Below are 16,259 nucleotides of genomic sequence, written 5' to 3'. Positions count from 1 at the left end.
GGGACGCCGTGAATACGTCCCTGTAGGCTCGGTCGCGCCATCCATGGCGCTCACGCCCCCGCAACCGGACCCACCCCGCCTTCGACAGTTGGCCGCGATCTGTTGGAACCTGCTGCCTATGGTGCTTCTGATGGTGCTTCTGATGGTGCTTCTGATGGTGGTGGGTGCCGACCGTTGGTCGGCACGGGGTCGGATCCCGTTGCAACGCAACCGGCTCTGACTCCGGTCGTGGCGCCATTTAACCGGCGTCGGTTTTCTGGCCTAGGGCTGCAGGGTCCATCGGCCGGAATTCTGGCGCTGGCGCGGGGCGATGGGGCCGTCGTGCTGGGTGTAGATGAAACGACCCTGCCGGTCGCTCAGGCAGGTCAGCAGCAGGGTGTAGTGGGCGGCGCCGGCCGGGTGGCTTTCGCTCATCCGGATCTCCGCGATGTGTGGGGCCAGCCGCTGGTAGCGGTAGCTGCCGCCGATGCGTAGGTCGGTGCCGAGGATATCCAGCACGTACTGGCTGCCGGCAAAGCTGACCTGCACCATGCACCCGGCGTTGGGGTTGTCCGGCGCGTACAGCGGGTCGCTGAGGTTGGTGAACTGACGTTGGTCGAGCGTGGCGGGTAGGGTGCAGTTGGCGGCGGTGGCCAGGGCGGGGCAGAGCAGGGCGGTGAGCAGGATCAGGCGATGCATGGTGGAACCTCCTTGGGATGTCCTTGCCATACTCCGCACTGCGGCCGTGTTGTCTCTAGGAAAACCTGCAAATGCGATGGGGTCAGATCCCTTTCCGCAGGAAAGGGATCTGACCGCGATGACCGCGATGTCAATCCGCGCGTGGTCGCTGCCACCTTAGTTCTTCGAACCACGCTTCGAATATGTCGTTGGCCATCAAGGTGTCGTGGTTGGAGTACTTCAGGGCATAGCTGTAGTCCACCGTGAGGCTGTGCCGCACGACGTCATACCGGGCTTTAAGCTCGGTGGGTGACTCTCGATGGTGGCGCACGTGAAGGGCGATCAACTGTTTGAGATCGCTCAGAAGACAATCCAGAAGCGCAGACTGCTGCTCCTCGGATGTATTGAAGACAGCTGCTTCTGCCGTGCAAACGGACTTGTTCAGCAAGTGCTTCTCATAGAAGCCACCACCGATCTCGTAGAAGACATCAGCAGCGAGCAGCCCTTGTTCTGCGGAGCAATAGAGATAGACCCCATTGGCTCTGTCATCGCTGTACTCAAGACAAACGCTGAGCATGGATTCCAGTATTTCCTGCATGGAGCTTTCAAAGGTCTCGCTCATGACATTCCTCGGTGGCAATCGCAACCCCTGAGGCTATTGCGTCCCGGAGTGAAGCGCATCGGGAATAGTTGCAAATCCCACAAACACCAACGCCTGGGCAAGCCCAGGCGTTCGTGCCCCCTTCATGCTGACAGCGCGCTTCAGCCGGCCAGTTCGGCCTGCTCGCGTTCGATGCCGTACTTGCGCAGCTTTTCCACCAGGGTGGTGCGGCGCAGGCCGAGCAGCTGGGCGGCGTGGGCAACCACGCCCTGGGTGCGTTCCAGTGCTTCGTTGATGAGGCCCAGTTCGATGTTGGCCATGTGGTTGCGCAGGTCCATGCCTTCGTCGGGCAGGGCGGCCGGTGCCGCCGGGCGATTGACGGCGATGCCGTGCTCCAGCGCCGGCTGGTTGCCGCTGCCGGGGGTGTGGAACGAGAAGCTGCGCAGGTCCAGGCGTTCTTCGCTGGTGGCGGGCTGTGCCGGCGCCGGCGTAGCGACGGCGGCCAGCGCGGCATCGCCACGGTAGCGGGCCGGCAGGTCCTGCACGCGTACTGAACCGCCCGGATGCAGCACCGCCAGGCGCTCGACCAGGTTGGTCAGCTCGCGCACGTTGCCCGGCCATTCGTAGCTGGACAGCGCCTGCAGCGCTTCGGGAGTGAAGCGCACTTCGCCACGGCCGGTGCGGGCCAGCTGCGCGGCGATGGTTTCCACCAGCGCCGGCAGGTCCTCACGGCGCTCGCGCAACGCGGGCACTTCGATCGGGAACACGTTGAGGCGGTAGAACAGATCCTCGCGGAACTTGCCCTCGGCGATGCGGGTCTCCAGGTCGCGGTGGGTCGCGGCCACCACGCGCACGTTGCAGCGGATGGTCTGGTTGCCACCGACGCGCTCGAAGCTGCGTTCCTGCAGCACGCGCAGCAGCTTCACCTGCATCGGCAGGCTCATGTCGCCGATCTCGTCGAGCAGCAGGGTGCCGCCTTCGGCCATTTCGAAACGGCCCTTGCGCGCGGTCAGTGCGCCAGTGAAGGCACCCTTTTCGTGGCCGAACAGCTCGCTTTCCAGCAGGTCAGGCGGAATGGCGCCGCAATTGATCGCCACGAACGGGCCATCACGGCGCGGCGAACGCTGGTGGATCGCGCGCGACACCACTTCCTTGCCGGTGCCGGATTCGCCCAGCACCAGCACGGTGGTGTCGAACGCGGCCACCTGTTCGATCATGGTGCGCAGCGCGGTGACCGCCGGGCCGTTGCCGGTCGGTCCCTGCTCCTGCGCGGCACCGGCCTGGTGCTCGGCATCCAGGCGCTTGAGGCTGGCGCGGCGCAGCAGCGCTTCCATCTGCGCATGGCGCAGCGGGGTTTCCAGCGGCCAGATGTTGGCTTCGTGCAGGCCATGCTGCTGCGCGAACGCAGCGGCATCACCGTCGGCCAGCAGTACCGGCGGCGGCAGGCTGCTGCCGCCCAGCCAGTGATACAGCGCGGTGCTGGCGGGGCTGTCGTCCAGGCTGCCGACGATCACCGCCATCCAGTCGTTCTGGCGCTGTCGGCCCAGGTCGAAGTCGGCTGCGTCGGACACCCAGCGCGGGTTGAAGTCCATGAATTCCAGCAGGGCAACGGTGCGCTCCGCGCGCACGGCGTCGTTGTCCAGCACCAGGATGCGCGATTCGCTCACGACTGTTCCTCCCTGAGGCCTTCCAGGATCGGCATGACTTCCTGGATGTAGGACAGCTTGCTGACAAAGTTGTCGGCGCCGGCGCGCAACGCGTGTTCGCGGTGCTCGGCGTCGTCGAAGTGGCTGGCGATCACGATGTACGGCGCATCGTCCTGCGACTTGATCAGGCGGGTGGCCTGCAGCCCCCCCATTTCCGGCATGGCCAGATCCATCAGCACCACCTGCGGGCGCAGCGTTTCCGAGCGCTCGATCGCTTCCAGGCCGTTGCCGGCGCTGCCGACGATCTGCAGCCAGTCGATCTTGCGGAAATGGCGCATCGCCGCGTTGATGAAGCCCTCGTGGTCATCGACCAGCAGGACCGTGAGCTTGTTCATGTCCAACATCCTTTTCAGCCCACCCGGGCCAGCTGGGGTTGCCTGGCGCTGAGCCGGCGCCGTTCGCGGGCCGGGGCGATATCCAGTTGTTCTCGGTATTTTGCGACGGTTCGGCGGGCAATGTTCACCCCCTGGCGCGACAGCAGGCCGGCAATGGCCTCGTCGGCCAGCGGGCGGCCGGCCGGTTCGGCGTCGATCAGGCGGCGGACCATGGCCTTCACCGCCTGGCCGGAGACGCTGGCGCCCTCCAGGCGCACGGCGAAGAAGTGCTTCAGCTCGAAGGTGCCGCGCGGGGTCTGCAGGAACTTGCCGGTGGTGATGCGCGAGACGGTGGACTCATGCATGCCGATTTCCTCGGCCACTTCCTTCAGGGTCAACGGCGCCATGGCCTCTTCGCCCCGCACCAGGAAGGCGGCCTGGCGCTCGACGATCACCCGCGCCGTACGCAGCAGGGTGTCGTAGCGCATCGACAGGCCACGGCTGAACCAGCGCGCCTCCTGCAGCATCTCGCGCAGCGCCGGGGCGGCGTCGCTGGTTTCGGCCAGCACCTGTTCGTACTGGCTGTTGATCGACACGCGGCGGCTGGTGGCCGGGTTCAGGGCGACCTTCCACTGCCCGTCGGCGTGCCAAGCGACGACGTCCGGCACCACCACCGCGTTGCGCTCGGGCAGCAGGCTGTCGCCGGGGCGCGGCTGCAGCGACAGGATCAGGCGCACCGCCTCGCGCACGTCGTCGATCTCGGCGTCGTGCTGGCGGGCGAGGGCGGGGTAGTCGTGGGCAGCCAGTGCATCGAGCGCGCCGTCCAGGATGCGCGCAGCCAGATGGCGGGCCGGCACCACGCCGTGCAGGCTGCGCAGCTGCGCCTGCAGGCCTTCGCGCAGGTCCTGTGCGGCCATGCCGGCCGGCTCGCCGTGCAGCAGCTGCTGGCGGATGGTTTCCACGCCAGCGGCGGCGATGTCGAACTGGGCGCTGGCCAGCAGCTGCAGCTGTGCCAGCGGCGCCTGCAGGTAGCCGGCCTCATCGCAGTGGTCGAGCCAGAACGCGGCCACTGCCAGTTCGCGGTCATCCATGTCCAGCGACAGGCGCTGCAGCACGCGCAATTGCGGGTCGGTCGATTCGCCGGCGGCGATGCGCGCCATGCGATCGTCGTCGCCGTCCTGCCAGCTGGCGCCGACCACGTCCCACATCGAAGACTCGGGCAACTCGTCGAACGCGGCGGTTTCCAGCGTGGTCGCGCTGGCCTCGGTGGCTTCGGCGGCAGGCGCTTCGGCCTCTTCGATTTCGAGCAGCGGGTTGGAGTCCAGCAGGCGCTGGATTTCCTGTTCCAGGTGCAGGCCGTCGAGTTGCAGCAGCCGGATCGACTGCAGCAACTGCGGGGTGAGGTGAAGTTGTTGGCCCAGCTGGGTCGAGAGTGCAGCCTTCATCGTGGTTCCCCGGCGCCGCTCCCCGGCGCCTTGTGGAACGCATCTTGCTTTTGATCCGGCGGGGGCGGAATCAGGGGGTTCCTGAGGGGATTCGTGGTTGTCCCGACAGGATGTAGGGGTTATCCCTACATTGGCTCGGGATATTGACGAAACGGGCCGCCAAGTCATTGATTCGTCGTGCCGACGCAGCGGGTTTTGCAGCGGCCGGTGTACGGATTCCTGTCAGGGAACGTCGGGGTGACGGGAATTCGTCGCCGGTGCAGTGCCGGGCAGGGGTCAGATCCCTTTCCTGCGGAAAGGGATCTGACCCCATTCGCAGGCAATCACTCCAGCTCGTGCTGGTGGCGCGCGGCCAGCAGCAGCAGATCGTTGGCGCGGCGGCAGCCGAGCGATTCCATCATGCGTGCGCGATGGGTCTCCACCGTCTTGACGCTGATGCCGAGGTCGGCGGCGATTTCCTTGTTGCTCTCACCCTTGCCGATGCGGCGCAGGATCTCGCGCTGGCGCGGCGACAGCGCGGCGATGCCGGTGGGCTTCTCGCGGCCCAGCATCGGTGCCAGCATCTTGGCGGAGATCTGCGGGCTCAGGAACACCTGGCCGGCGTGCGCGGCGCGCAGCGCCAGTTCCAACTCCTGCGGTGCTGCATCCTTGACCACGAACCCGACCGCGCCCCGATCCAGCGCATCGCGCACGTGAGCGGCATCGTCGTGCATGGTCATCATCACCACCCGGGTACCGGGCGCGCGCAGGCGGATGTCGCTGAGTGCTTCCAGGCCGGTGCGGCCCGGCAGCGAGAGGTCCATCAGCACCACATCCGGTGCGTGCTGCAGGGCCAGCTGCAGTGCCTGCTCGGCGTTGCTGGCCTCGGCAACAAGCTGCACGTCGGCAAACCCCTGCAGCAGCCGCGCCAGGCCGGCGCGGACGAGGGTGTGATCGTCGACGATGAGAACTCGCACAGGCACGCAACAGATCCGTGTAGGGGAGTCCACCTTAACTTAGCTGAACGGGCACGCCAAGGCTTGCCCGCAAAGCGTGATGGTGGCAGGTTTCAGCGGGCGCGGCGCGCCTCGGCCACCTGGCGGCGGTGCAGGCGAAACAAGTGCCGCTCCATTGCCATCTCAAGGCCATCGCCAAGACGCTGGAAACGCAGCCACAGGTAGTGACCGCCGCCACCGTCCGCCGCTTCGGCGATCACTTCCACCGGCAGGTCGATATGGTCGGGCAGCCAATCGCTGGGCTGCAGGCGCACCACGCCGGCCTGGCCGGGGCTGGCGCCACTGCGTGGGCCCAGCTGCAGGCGGATGCCGCGGCGCGACCAGCGCACGGGGCGCAGGGTCAGTTCCTGGCCCTGCTGGCGTACCAGCCGGCCGAGCAGCACCATCGCCAGATCCAGCTTGGCCTCCAGCCGCTGCAACTGCAGGCTGGCCTCATTGCGGTCGTCATGTTCGTCAACGCGGCTGTCTTCAACCAGCGCCAGGCTGCGCAGCAGGCCTTCGGCGCTGCTGGTGCGACCGGCCGCGCTGCCTGCCTGGAACTCGGCCGGCAGGGCCAGCTCGCAGCTGAGCGTCTCGTCGAACAGCTCGCTTTCAGCCGGGTGGTGCAGTGACGTGGTCGGCAATTGGGTCATGCCAGCGATTCTGCCTGCAGGTAGGCATGCGCTGCGCGAAGGGAACGCTGGCCGTCATTCATCAGTGCTGCCACCGCATCACGGCGCTGGCGCAGCAGGCCGAGCAGATTCTGCTGGCGATCGAACAGCGCAGCCAGCGGTGCGTGGTCGGTGGCGGCCAGCGGCTGGCTGAGCAGCGCATGCAGCGTGCTGTCGTGGCCGTCGAGCAGGCTGTCGGCCTGGTCGAGGGACTCTTCGCCCAGGGCCTTCTCGAAGGCATCCAGCTGGGCGTGCAGTTCGTGCAGGCTCATGGCGCCACCGCGGCCGGGCGGCGCTGTTCCTGCGGGATCGCATTCCAGGCGCTGTCGATCTCGCCCAGCAACTGCAGCGATTCATCCAGCGCGGCACGGTCGTTGTGCAGGTTGGCCTCGGTCAGGCGCTGCAACACGTAGTCGTACAGTGCCGACAGATTGCCGGCGATCTCGCCGCCGGCTTCGTGATCCAGCGAGCCGTTGAGGTGGCCGACAATCGCGCAGACTTCGCCGATCGCCTTGCCCTTTCCGGCCTGGTCGCCACGCTCAAGACTGGCCTGGGCACGGCGTACGCGCTCCAGCGCGCCCGCCAGCAGCATCGCCACCAGCTTGTGCGGATCGGCGTCGGCAACCGCACTGGTCACTCCTACCTGGCGGTACTGCTCGGCATATTGACGGCTGGAACCGTACATTCGTGATTCTCCTTGCGCTGGGTGCCGTCGGGTGGTCGTGGGGACCGTGGCCGGCGGTGCGGCGTTGATTGCTGTTGCGTCCGTTATCGGTGCGAACCACGCCAAACTTGAGCGTTGCACGCCGTCCTTTAGCGGTTCAGCTGTGCCAGCTGCTGCTGCAGTGCGGTGTTGCTCTGCTGCAGCTTGCCCATCAGGCTGTCGAGCGCCAGGAACTGCTTCTTGTAGCGTTCCTCGACGTTCTTCATGCGCGTGTCGAGGTCCTTGCGGCGCTTGTCGATGTTGTCCAGCGTGGTGTTCAGGCCCTTGGTGCGGGCGACGAACGCCCCTTCCTTGCCGACGGTGGTGCTGACATAGCCGTCGACCATGGTGTACAGGGTGCCAGCACCGCCGGTGTCGCCGGTGATGGCCGAGCGGATCTTCTCAGGCTGGCTGGCCAGTGCGGCGGCAAACTTGGTGGTATCGAGAACGAGGCTGCCGTCGGCGTTGGGATAACCGCGGGTCTGCAGGCCCAGCACCTTCGGATCCAGGCCGTCGGCCGAGAGCTCCTTCAACACGCTCGACATCATCGAACGCAGCTGGCTGGAGGCGCCGCGCATCTGCGCGTCACCCGTCAGGGTGGCGGCTTCCTTGGTCTTGGCGTCGTATTTGGTCTCCGTGTTGATCGCCGCGATCGCCGCGTTGTAGGCGGTCACGAATTCCTGCATGACCTTGGTCGCGGCGGCCGTGTCGGTGCTGATCACCACGGTACTCTTGCCGGGAACCTTCAGGTTCAGGGTCAGGCCCGGTACCGCATCGGTCACCGTATTGCTGGCACTGACCACTTTGACGCCGTCGATGGTCAGTTCGGCGTCCGCAGCGGCCGTGTTTTCTTTCAGGCTGCCTACCAGTGCACCCAGCTTCGGGTCGCTGCCGGCATACTCCAGCTTGATCGCGTTGGCGGCACCGGTCTTTTCCTGGGCGATCGACAGATACTGGTTTTCGCCCGAGCTGATAAGCGTGGCCTGCACGCCTTCCTTGCGCCCGGCGGCATCGATCTTGTTGCGGATGGTGGTCAGCGTGTCGCCGTCCTCCACCGTCACGTTCATGGTCTTGGCCTTGTCGCCCACGCCAACGGTCAGCGTCAAGGTTCCGGCACCGAAGGTGTCGGTCTTGGGCACCGAGGTATCGGCGATCAGCTTGTGTGCCGTGGCGAGGGATTTCACCTCCACCTGGTGCGTGCCGTTGGAGGCCGCTGCCTTGGTCGTGCCCACGTCGTACAACGCGACCGACGCCGTCAGCACATCATCTGCATTGTTCGGACCGGCCTTGCCGGTGGCGGTGACGGTGCGGGTATCGAAGGCCGTCGTGGCCTTGAGGGCCGTCAGCGCGGTCTTCAGCTTGTCGAAGGCCGCCGTAACGGTGCCGATCGACGACAGCTGCATCTTGGCCTTGGACTGCTGCAGGTTCAGCGCATTGTCGGCGGGCTTGCGGTCAGCTGCGACCAGCTGGTTGACGATGCTGGAAATGTCCAGCCCCGAGCCAATGCCACCGTATCCAAAGTCTGCCACGTCGTTTCTCCTGGTATCCGGGCCTGGCCGTCGTGCGGCGGCCCGTCGTCAACGAAAATAGCGGCCTGCGCCGCTGGGTCTTGAGGACTTCGTTGATGCATGCGCCGTGCCAATGGTCTGGCCCAGGTTGTGGCACGCAGATTGCAGGAGGGTTGGGGCAGGGTGCGGGGACATTCACCGCAGGCTGCCGGGGGTCTGCAAAAAGCCCTCCCCCAATGCAGGGGAGGGATCAGGCTACTGACAATCGGGGGGAGACGAAGCCGCCCGGTACGTACAGTCAAAGGTACAGCGCTGAAAGAGAGGTCCGCAGGAGCGGGCGATGCCGAGCCGGTTCGGGAGGTTTCCCGGGCCGGGCATGGCCCGCGCCTTCGAGCACCATGGCTTCCAGGTTGCCGCTACCGTCGATTCACTTCGACGGTAGCGGCGCCTTCTTGCCGTGGATCAGCGCAGCAGGCTGAGCACGCCCTGCGGCACCTGGTTGGCCTGGGCCAGCATGGCCGTGCCGGCCTGCTGCAGGATCTGGGTGCGGGTCAGCTCGGCGGTTTCCTTGGCGAAGTCGGTGTCCTTGATGCGGCTGCGCGAGGAGGACAGGTTTTCCGACGAGGTCTGCAGGTTGGCCACGACCGAGGTGAAGCGGTTCTGGATCGCACCGAGGTCGGCGCGGGTGCTGTTGATCGCACCCAGGGCCTTGTCGACCACTTCCAGGGCCTGCTGCGCGCCGAGCACGGTGCTCACGTCCAGCTTCTGCACGTTGGCCGAAGTGTCAGCACCGGCGGTGTAGGCACCGGCGGCGGCCGCAGTGCCCCAGGTCTTGGCAGTGGCGTCGTAGTCGCTGCGCATCAGGGCGATGTCGGCAGTGGCAACGGCCTTGCCTTCCTTCACCGAGCTCAGCTTCAGCGTGCCGTCGGCGTTGGCTTCGGCGTAGATGCCGGCCTCGCCGATCTTGGCGTTGATGGCGGTTGCTACGGCCTTGGACGCGTCGGCGGTGGTGGCACCGGCCTTGACTTCGACGGTACCGATGTCCACGCCCATCACCGTGCCCGAGAAGCGCGCACCGTCGGTGCTGGCGGTGAGGGCAGCGGTCGCGCCGGTGGCGAAGGTCGAGGTGCCCAGCGAGCCGGCCTTGGCATCGATGGTCTTGTCGATGGCGATCGACTGACCGGCGTTTGCACCAACCTGGAACAGCTGGCTGGAGAACGAGCCGTCCAGCAGCTTGGTGCCGTTGAAGTCCGACTGCTTGGCGACGCGGTCGATTTCGGAAACCAGCTGGGTCACTTCGGCCTGCAGTGCCTTGCGGTCGCTGGCCGAGTTGGTGGCGTTGGAGGCCTGCACCGACAGCTCGCGGACGCGCTGCAGGTTGTTGCCGATTTCAGTCAGCGAACCTTCGGCGACCTGGGCCAGCGAGATGCCGTCGTTGGCGTTGCGGATGGCGACGTCGGTACCGCGGATCTGGGTGCCGAAGCGCTCGGAGATCGCCAGGCCGGCGGCGTCGTCCTTGGCGCTGTTGATGCGCGAACCGGAGGACAGGCGCTGGATGGTGGTGGCCAACGAGCTGCCGCTGGTGCTCAGGTTGCGCTGAGCATTCAGCGACATCGTGTTGGTGTTGATGACTTGTGCCATGGGGAGAGGTCCTTGAGCGGTTGCACGTGAGTTGGGTTAGACGCCCCCGACGTGCCCCGGGGGCGGCTCATGTCAGCGCTGCAGCAGGCTGAGCACGCCCTGCGGCACCTGGTTGGCCTGGGCCAGCATGGCCGTACCGGCCTGCTGCAGGATCTGGGTGCGGGTCAGCTCGGCGGTTTCCTTGGCGAAGTCGGTGTCCTTGATGCGGCTGCGCGACGAGGACAGGTTTTCCGACGAGGTCTGCAGGTTGGCCACGACCGAGGTGAAGCGGTTCTGGATCGCGCCGAGGTCGGCGCGGGTGCTGTTGATCGCACCCAGGGCCTTGTCGACGATTTCCATTGCCTGCTGGGCGCCCTTCACGGTGCTCACGTCCAGGTTGCTGGCGTACTTGGCGGCCGGCGCCGCAGCATCGGCAGTGGCCGTGAAGGTCGCCTGCGTGTTGCCTGCCCAGGTGCCGGGGGTGGCGGTGATCGCCTTGAACGAGCCATCAGCGTTGGCGCTGTCCTTGACCGAGGTCAGGGTGACGCCGGCGGTGCCGTTCACTTCGGCGTAGACACCGGTCTCGCCGATCTTGGCGTTGATCGCGGTCACCAGCGCTTCACGCGAGGCCTTGCCGGTGGCAGCGGCGTCGGCGCCCTGCTTGACCGAGACGTCAGCGATGGCCACGCCATTGATGGACAGGCCGGTGGTGCTGAAGTCAGCGTTGGTGCCCGGATCGGCCAGGGCCAGCGCGTTGGTGTCGAAGCGGGCACCACCCAGGGCGTTGGCCTTGGCGTCGATGGTCTTGTCGATGGCGATGGCCTGGCCGGCGTTGGCGCCCACCTGGAACAGCTGGCTCGAGAACGAACCGTCCAGCAGCTTGGTGCCGTTGAAGTCCGACTGCTTGGCGACGCGGTCGATTTCGGAAACCAGCTGGGTCACTTCGGCCTGCAGTGCCTTGCGGTCGCTGGCCGAGTTGGTGGCGTTGGAGGCCTGCACCGACAGCTCGCGGACGCGCTGCAGGTTGTTGCCGATCTCGGTCAGCGAGCCTTCGGCGACCTGGGCCAGCGAGATACCGTCGTTGGCGTTGCGGATGGCGACGTCGGTACCGCGGATCTGGGTGCCGAAGCGCTCGGAGATCGCCAGGCCGGCGGCGTCGTCCTTGGCGCTGTTGATGCGCGAACCGGAGGACAGGCGCTGGATGGTGGTGGCCAGCGAGCTGCCGCTGGTGCTCAGGTTACGCTGAGCATTCAACGACATCGTATTGGTGTTGATGACTTGTGCCATGAGGAGAGGTCCTTGAGCGGTTGCACGTGAGTTGGGTTAGACGCCCCCGACGTGCCCCGGGGGCGGCTCATGTCAGCGCTGCAACAGGCTGAGCACGTTCTGCGGTACCTGGTTGGCCTGGGCCAGCATGGCCGTACCGGCCTGCTGCAGGATCTGGGTGCGGGTCAGCTCGGCGGTTTCCTTGGCGAAGTCGGTATCGCGGATGCGGCTGCGCGAGGCCGACAGGTTCTCCGAGGAGGTCTGCAGGTTGGCCACCACCGAGGTGAAGCGGTTCTGGATGGCGCCGAGGTCGGCGCGGACGCTGTTGACCGACTCCAGGGCCTTGTCGACGATCGACATCGCCTTCTGCGCGCCCTCGGCGGTCGTGACGTTCAGGTCCTTGACGAAGCTGACCGCTGCACCGGTCAGGGTGCCGCCGTTGGTGCTGGTCTCGGTCAGGCCCAGGCCGGCGAGGGTGGCGGCGGTGACGCCGGTCGGCGGCGTTGCGGCGCTGACGCCCAGGGCGAAGGTCTGGCCATCCTTGACCGACGCCAGGCTGATGACACCGGCATTGACCGAAGCAACCACGCCGGTTTCGCCCAGCTTGTTGTTGATCGCCGCCGCGGTGGCCGAGGTGATCGATTCGCCGGCCTTCACGGTGAAGTCACTGATGGTGACCGTAGTGGCGGTGCCACCCGGCGGAGTGACCGAGACCTGCAGGCCCGAGTAGGTGGTGTCGGCGGTGGCTTTGTCGGCGGCGGCCAGGCTGGTGCCGGTGTAGCCGTTGGCAAAGGTGGCCGCGCCCAGTGAATCGGCCTTGGCGTTGACCACGCTGTTGATGGCGATGGCCTGGCCGGCGTTGGCGCCGACCTGGAACAGCTGGCTGGTGAAGCTGCCATCCAGCAGCTTGGTGCCGTTGAAGTCGGCCTGCTTGGCCACGCGGTCGATTTCGGAGACCAGCTGGGTCACTTCGGCCTGCAGCGCCTTGCGGTCGCTGGCCGAGTTGGTGGCGTTGGAGGCCTGCACGCCCAGTTCGCGGATGCGCTGCAGGTTGTTGCCGACTTCGTTCAGCGAGCCTTCGGCGACCTGGGCCAGCGAGATGCCGTCGTTGGCGTTGCGGATAGCCACGTCCAGGCCACGGATCTGGGTGGTGAAGCGCTCGCTGATGGCCAGGCCGGCCGCGTCGTCCTTCGCGCTGTTGATGCGCAGGCCGGACGAGAGGCGCTGGATGGTGGTGGCCAGCGAGCTGCCGCTGGTGCTCAGGTTGCGCTGAGCGTTGAGCGACATCGTATTGGTGTTGATTACCTGTGCCATGGGGTCGTCTCCTCTTATATGGAACCCGTTGGTGAATGAAGCGAAGCGCCGCCTGTTTTTTTGTGTGGCTGTGTGCTTCGCCGTTGCCAAATGAATAACGGCGCTTTGTCAACAACCTTTAGCCGTGAATTCCGTTGAAGTCGTAATTCGTTGCCGGAGGCTGTTTTTCCGGGTTTTTCCAACCCCGAAGGGGCGTGTAGGCGCACCCGGAAGGGGCGGTTGGGCAGGCCCAACCAGCGCTGATGAAGGTATCGGCGGGGTGGGGCCGGGCTTGATGGGCAATCACGGAAAATCCGCCGAGCGCTGTCTGGAATGCTTCGCGGCGACGGGCCACGGAAACGAAAAAGGCCGCGATGCAAGCATCGCGGCCTTTCGGGGCTGAGGCGGGGGCGCTGTCAGCCGATCTTGTTGAACAGCGACATCGACTGCATCTGCGAGAAGATCGTCTGTGCCGCCTGCAGCGCGGTGCTCTGCAACTGGTACTGGCTCAGCGCATCGGCGTAGTCCAGGTCGCGCATCTGCGACAGCGTGGTTTTCAGCGTCACGCTGTTGGCTTCGCGCATGTCGGCGGCGTTGTCCAGTGCCTTCAGCTGCGCGCCACCGGCCGCACGCGAATCGATCATCCGCTCCGACGCGCGCGCCACGTCACGCAATGCACTCTGCAGTTCGTTCTGCTGGGCGCTCATCTTCGCGGTGGTGCCGGTGTCGGCATCCAGTGCGGCGATCAGCTTGTCCATGGTGTCAAAGATGTCGCGGCTGCTCGCCGGCTTCACGTTGAAGCTGTCGCCCGCTGCCGGCGCGCCGGTAATCTGCAGCCGCACGCCGTTCACTTCCACGTTGTCACCTGCCTTGAAGGTGCCGGTGCCGGTCACGTTGCCGGCGCCATCCAGCACCTCGTACTGGTCGGCAGCGGAGAAGCGGATGCTGAAGGACTGCCCGTTCCAGCTGTCGCTGCCATCACGGGTGATGTTGGTCAGCACGCCGTTACCGGTGTTGCCCGCCGCAGCGGCGCCATCGACGAAGCCATCGCCGGTGGGGATGCGCATGAAGATTTCGCTGCCGGGCAGGGCATCGCGCACGTAGGTATCGGGGCCGACCTCGATCTGGCGCTGGGTCTGGTCACCGCGGTAGACCACCTTGCCATTGATCCTGGCAAACGGCGGATCGCCGTCGTTGGTGCCGCCGAATACATAGCGACCCGTGCCGTCCTCGGCGTTGGCCAGCGACAGCAGGCCGTCGCGGATCTGGTTCAGTTCGGTGATCAGCGTCTTCTTGTCGGACGCGCTCAGGGCGGGGTTGCTGGCCTGGATGGTCAGGTCGTTGACGCGCCCCATCAGATCATTGACCTGGGCCAGGGTGTTTTCCTGCACGCCCAGCCGGTTCTGCACGTTGCCGGCGTTGAGCTTCATCCGTTCCAGTGCGGCCAGGCTGCGGTCCAGTCCGACCGCTGCGCCGGCCCCGACCGGATCGTCCTTTGCGGAGACGATCTTGCTGCCGGTGGCGATCTGCTGCTCCAGGTGACTGAGCTTGGCCTGCTTGGCCATCATCAGCGACACCGACTGGTTGTACATCATGCTGGTGGAGATGCGGCTGCTCATCGGCGGACGGCTCCCAGGATGGTCTGGAACATGCTGTCGGCGCTGGAGATCAGCTGCGAGGCGGCCTGGTAGGCCTGCTGCAGGCGCAGCATGTCGGCCGCTTCCTCGTCCAGGTTGACGCCGGACACTTCATCGCGCGCTTCCTGCGCCTTGTCGTTGATCACCAGTTGCGCTTCCAGCGAGTACTCGGCCGAACGGGCCGCAGCACCCACCTGGGTGGTGAGGCCACCCAGCGCGCCGTTCAGCGTCACCGTGCCGGCATTGAAGGCCTTGGCGCTCTCGACCTTGGCCAGCCTGGAGGCGTTGCTGTTGTCGGAGGAGCCGGCCGGCGTCGGGGTGATGTTGAAGGTGTCGCCGACCTTCGGCGCACCGTCCAGCACGAAGCTCCAGCCATTGGCGCTGATGGTCTGGCCGGGCGTGTAGGTCTGCGGCGGGCCACCATCGATGGTGTAGGTGGTGGCCGAGGTGAACACGATCGCGGCCGGATTGCGCAGGTTGGCGTTGCTCGAATCGGTCACGGTCACGCCACTCAGCTTGCCGGTGCCCGTGTTGGCCGTCGCGGCGGCGCCCTTTACCGCGGCAGCGGCTGCAATCCGGGACGGATCGGTGATGGCGATCTCCATGCTGCCGGCGACGCCTGCGGTGGGCTGCAGCAGGAATCGGTCGTTGGCAGCGGGGGTGCCGCCCACGACCAGCGTGACGCCGTTGATCACCAGCGGATCGGCGGCGGTGCCGGTGCCGGCCAGCGGAACGCTGGCGCCGGTGTCGGCCCGGCTGGCCTTCCAGTTGCTGCCATCGAACTGCAGCACCACGTTCTGCGCGTCCAGCTTGCCCAGGTCGCCATAGGTGGCGCTGAGGCTGGCGGTGCCGGTGTTGGCGTTGTTGGCGGTGACGCGCGGGTTGCCGATGTTGAAGAAGTCGCCCCCGAGCTGGCCATACATGTCCACGCCCTGGTGGTGGGCCTGGTTGAAGGTCTCGGCCAGGCCGACAGCCAACTTGCCCAGTTCGGCCTGGGCCGGGGTCAGCACGGTGTCGCGGAACTCCATCAGGCCGCCGATCTGGCCGCCTACTGCCTTCGGGTCGAGGCGGATGGTGTTGCCCTGCGTTTCCAGGGCCAGCTGCAGGCGCTCGGGCTGGTACGGGTCGGCCACGGTGGTGACCTTGGTCGCGGTGGTGCCCACCACCAGCGCGTTGCCGCCGGCGGTGTAGACATTCATGATGCCGCCGTCCTGGATCACCGCGGTGCCGCCGGTGTAGCCGATCAGCTGGGTGATCAGCTGGTCGCGCCGATCGAGCAGGTCGGGCGCGGCGGTGGCGATGTTGGTGCCGATCGCACCGTTGATCTGCGCGATCTCCTGCGCCAGGCGGTTGACCTCGGTGGCACCGGCCAGCAGGCCGTTGTTGACCTCGCTGTTGAGGTTGTTCAGGTGGGTGTTGAGCTGCACAAAGCGGTTGGCCAGGGCCTTGCCGCCATCGAGCATGTTCTGGCGATCGGCCGTGCCGGAGGCATTGGAGGACAGGCCACTGACCGAGTCGAAGAAGTTCGACCACACACCAGAGACATTCGTGGCCGCATCAGAGAACAGCGCGTTGACCCGGTCGGCCATGCCCGAAAGCTGTTTCAGGCGCGCCAGTTCACCGCTGCTGTCGAGCAGGCGCGAGATGGCCAGCTGGTCGGCGGTGCGGCGGATGTCGGTGATGCGGGTACCGTTGCCGACCGTGCCGTAGCCATAGTTCTGCGGATCGGCGGTGGCGAAGTTGACCTTCTGCCGGCTGTAGCCGGGCGTATTGAGGTTGGCCACGTTGTGGCTGGTGGTCGCCAACGCACGCTGGAAGGCGAGCAGGGCACCGGTACCGGTGGAAAGTACGCTGGACATGGGAT

The 16,259-nt window shown here is 66.2% G+C and carries 16 protein-coding genes; 1 reads left to right on the top strand and 15 read right to left on the bottom strand.

Annotated features, from left to right (window positions below; all coding sequences use genetic code 11):
• On the top strand, window positions 1–220 hold a 220-nt coding region (locus tag O0J15_RS08165; protein WP_308305466.1), incomplete at its 5' end, for a hypothetical protein.
• 41 nt (window positions 221–261) lie between these two features.
• On the opposite strand, the gene O0J15_RS08160 is transcribed toward O0J15_RS08165, so the two are convergent.
• From O0J15_RS08160 to flgK, 15 genes are all read right to left on the bottom strand, one after another.
• Entirely contained in the window at window positions 262–678 is a 417-nt protein-coding gene (locus tag O0J15_RS08160; RefSeq protein WP_308305465.1) for a hypothetical protein, read from the bottom strand.
• Window positions 679–808: 130 nt separating this feature from the next.
• Complete coding sequence (locus O0J15_RS08155; protein WP_308305464.1) at window positions 809–1,279, bottom strand: hypothetical protein; 471 nt, start codon at window positions 1,277–1,279, stop codon at window positions 809–811.
• Window positions 1,280–1,419: 140 nt separating this feature from the next.
• Window positions 1,420–2,925, bottom strand: a complete 1,506-nt coding sequence (locus O0J15_RS08150; RefSeq protein ID WP_164144564.1) for a sigma-54 dependent transcriptional regulator — start codon at window positions 2,923–2,925, stop codon at window positions 1,420–1,422.
• Window positions 2,922–3,299 (bottom strand): response regulator transcription factor, encoded by a 378-nt coding sequence (locus O0J15_RS08145; RefSeq protein ID WP_005409556.1) that lies wholly within the window; start codon window positions 3,297–3,299, stop codon window positions 2,922–2,924. Before O0J15_RS08145 ends, O0J15_RS08150 begins: the two co-directional genes overlap by 4 nt.
• A 14-nt stretch (window positions 3,300–3,313) precedes the next feature.
• Entirely contained in the window at window positions 3,314–4,723 is a 1,410-nt protein-coding gene (rpoN, locus tag O0J15_RS08140) for an RNA polymerase factor sigma-54 (RefSeq protein WP_308305463.1), read from the bottom strand.
• Between the two features lie 323 nt (window positions 4,724–5,046).
• The gene (locus O0J15_RS08135) at window positions 5,047–5,679 is read right to left on the bottom strand and encodes a response regulator transcription factor (protein WP_005413261.1); all 633 of its coding nucleotides are present in this window, start codon (window positions 5,677–5,679) and stop codon (window positions 5,047–5,049) included.
• Window positions 5,680–5,771: 92 nt separating this feature from the next.
• Window positions 5,772–6,350 carry a PilZ domain-containing protein gene (locus O0J15_RS08130; RefSeq protein ID WP_019659609.1) on the bottom strand — a complete coding sequence of 193 codons (579 nt, stop codon included), beginning with the start codon at window positions 6,348–6,350 and terminating at the stop codon, window positions 5,772–5,774.
• Complete coding sequence (locus tag O0J15_RS08125; RefSeq protein ID WP_021201752.1) at window positions 6,347–6,640, bottom strand: hypothetical protein; 294 nt, start codon at window positions 6,638–6,640, stop codon at window positions 6,347–6,349. Before O0J15_RS08125 ends, O0J15_RS08130 begins: the two co-directional genes overlap by 4 nt.
• Window positions 6,637–7,053, bottom strand: coding sequence for a flagellar export chaperone FliS (gene fliS, locus O0J15_RS08120; protein WP_021201753.1), 417 nt, complete (start codon window positions 7,051–7,053; stop codon window positions 6,637–6,639). The genes O0J15_RS08125 and fliS overlap by 4 nt, the downstream gene beginning before the upstream one ends.
• A gap of 128 nt (window positions 7,054–7,181) precedes the next feature.
• Entirely contained in the window at window positions 7,182–8,600 is a 1,419-nt protein-coding gene (gene fliD / locus O0J15_RS08115) for a flagellar filament capping protein FliD (RefSeq protein WP_308305462.1), read from the bottom strand.
• 441 nt (window positions 8,601–9,041) lie between these two features.
• The gene (locus tag O0J15_RS08110) at window positions 9,042–10,220 is read right to left on the bottom strand and encodes a flagellin (protein WP_057501107.1); all 1,179 of its coding nucleotides are present in this window, start codon (window positions 10,218–10,220) and stop codon (window positions 9,042–9,044) included.
• 72 nt (window positions 10,221–10,292) lie between these two features.
• Window positions 10,293–11,486, bottom strand: coding sequence for a flagellin (locus O0J15_RS08105; protein ID WP_308305461.1), 1,194 nt, complete (start codon window positions 11,484–11,486; stop codon window positions 10,293–10,295).
• A 72-nt stretch (window positions 11,487–11,558) separates the two neighbouring features.
• On the bottom strand, window positions 11,559–12,779 hold the full coding sequence (locus O0J15_RS08100) for a flagellin (RefSeq protein ID WP_019659613.1): 1,221 nt from the start codon (window positions 12,777–12,779) through the stop codon (window positions 11,559–11,561).
• Between the two features lie 395 nt (window positions 12,780–13,174).
• The gene (gene flgL, locus O0J15_RS08095; protein ID WP_308305460.1) at window positions 13,175–14,377 is read right to left on the bottom strand and encodes a flagellar hook-associated protein FlgL; all 1,203 of its coding nucleotides are present in this window, start codon (window positions 14,375–14,377) and stop codon (window positions 13,175–13,177) included.
• Window positions 14,374–16,254 carry a flagellar hook-associated protein FlgK gene (gene flgK, locus O0J15_RS08090; protein ID WP_308305459.1) on the bottom strand — a complete coding sequence of 627 codons (1,881 nt, stop codon included), beginning with the start codon at window positions 16,252–16,254 and terminating at the stop codon, window positions 14,374–14,376. Before flgK ends, flgL begins: the two co-directional genes overlap by 4 nt.
• Window positions 16,255–16,259 lie beyond the last annotated feature (5 nt).

The sequence above is a fragment of the Stenotrophomonas sp. Sm10 genome (assembly GCF_030985515.1).
GTDB lineage: Bacteria > Pseudomonadota > Gammaproteobacteria > Xanthomonadales > Xanthomonadaceae > Stenotrophomonas > Stenotrophomonas hibiscicola.
Note: the sequence above shows the minus strand (reverse complement) of the source record. Positions and strands in the feature narration are given on the sequence as shown.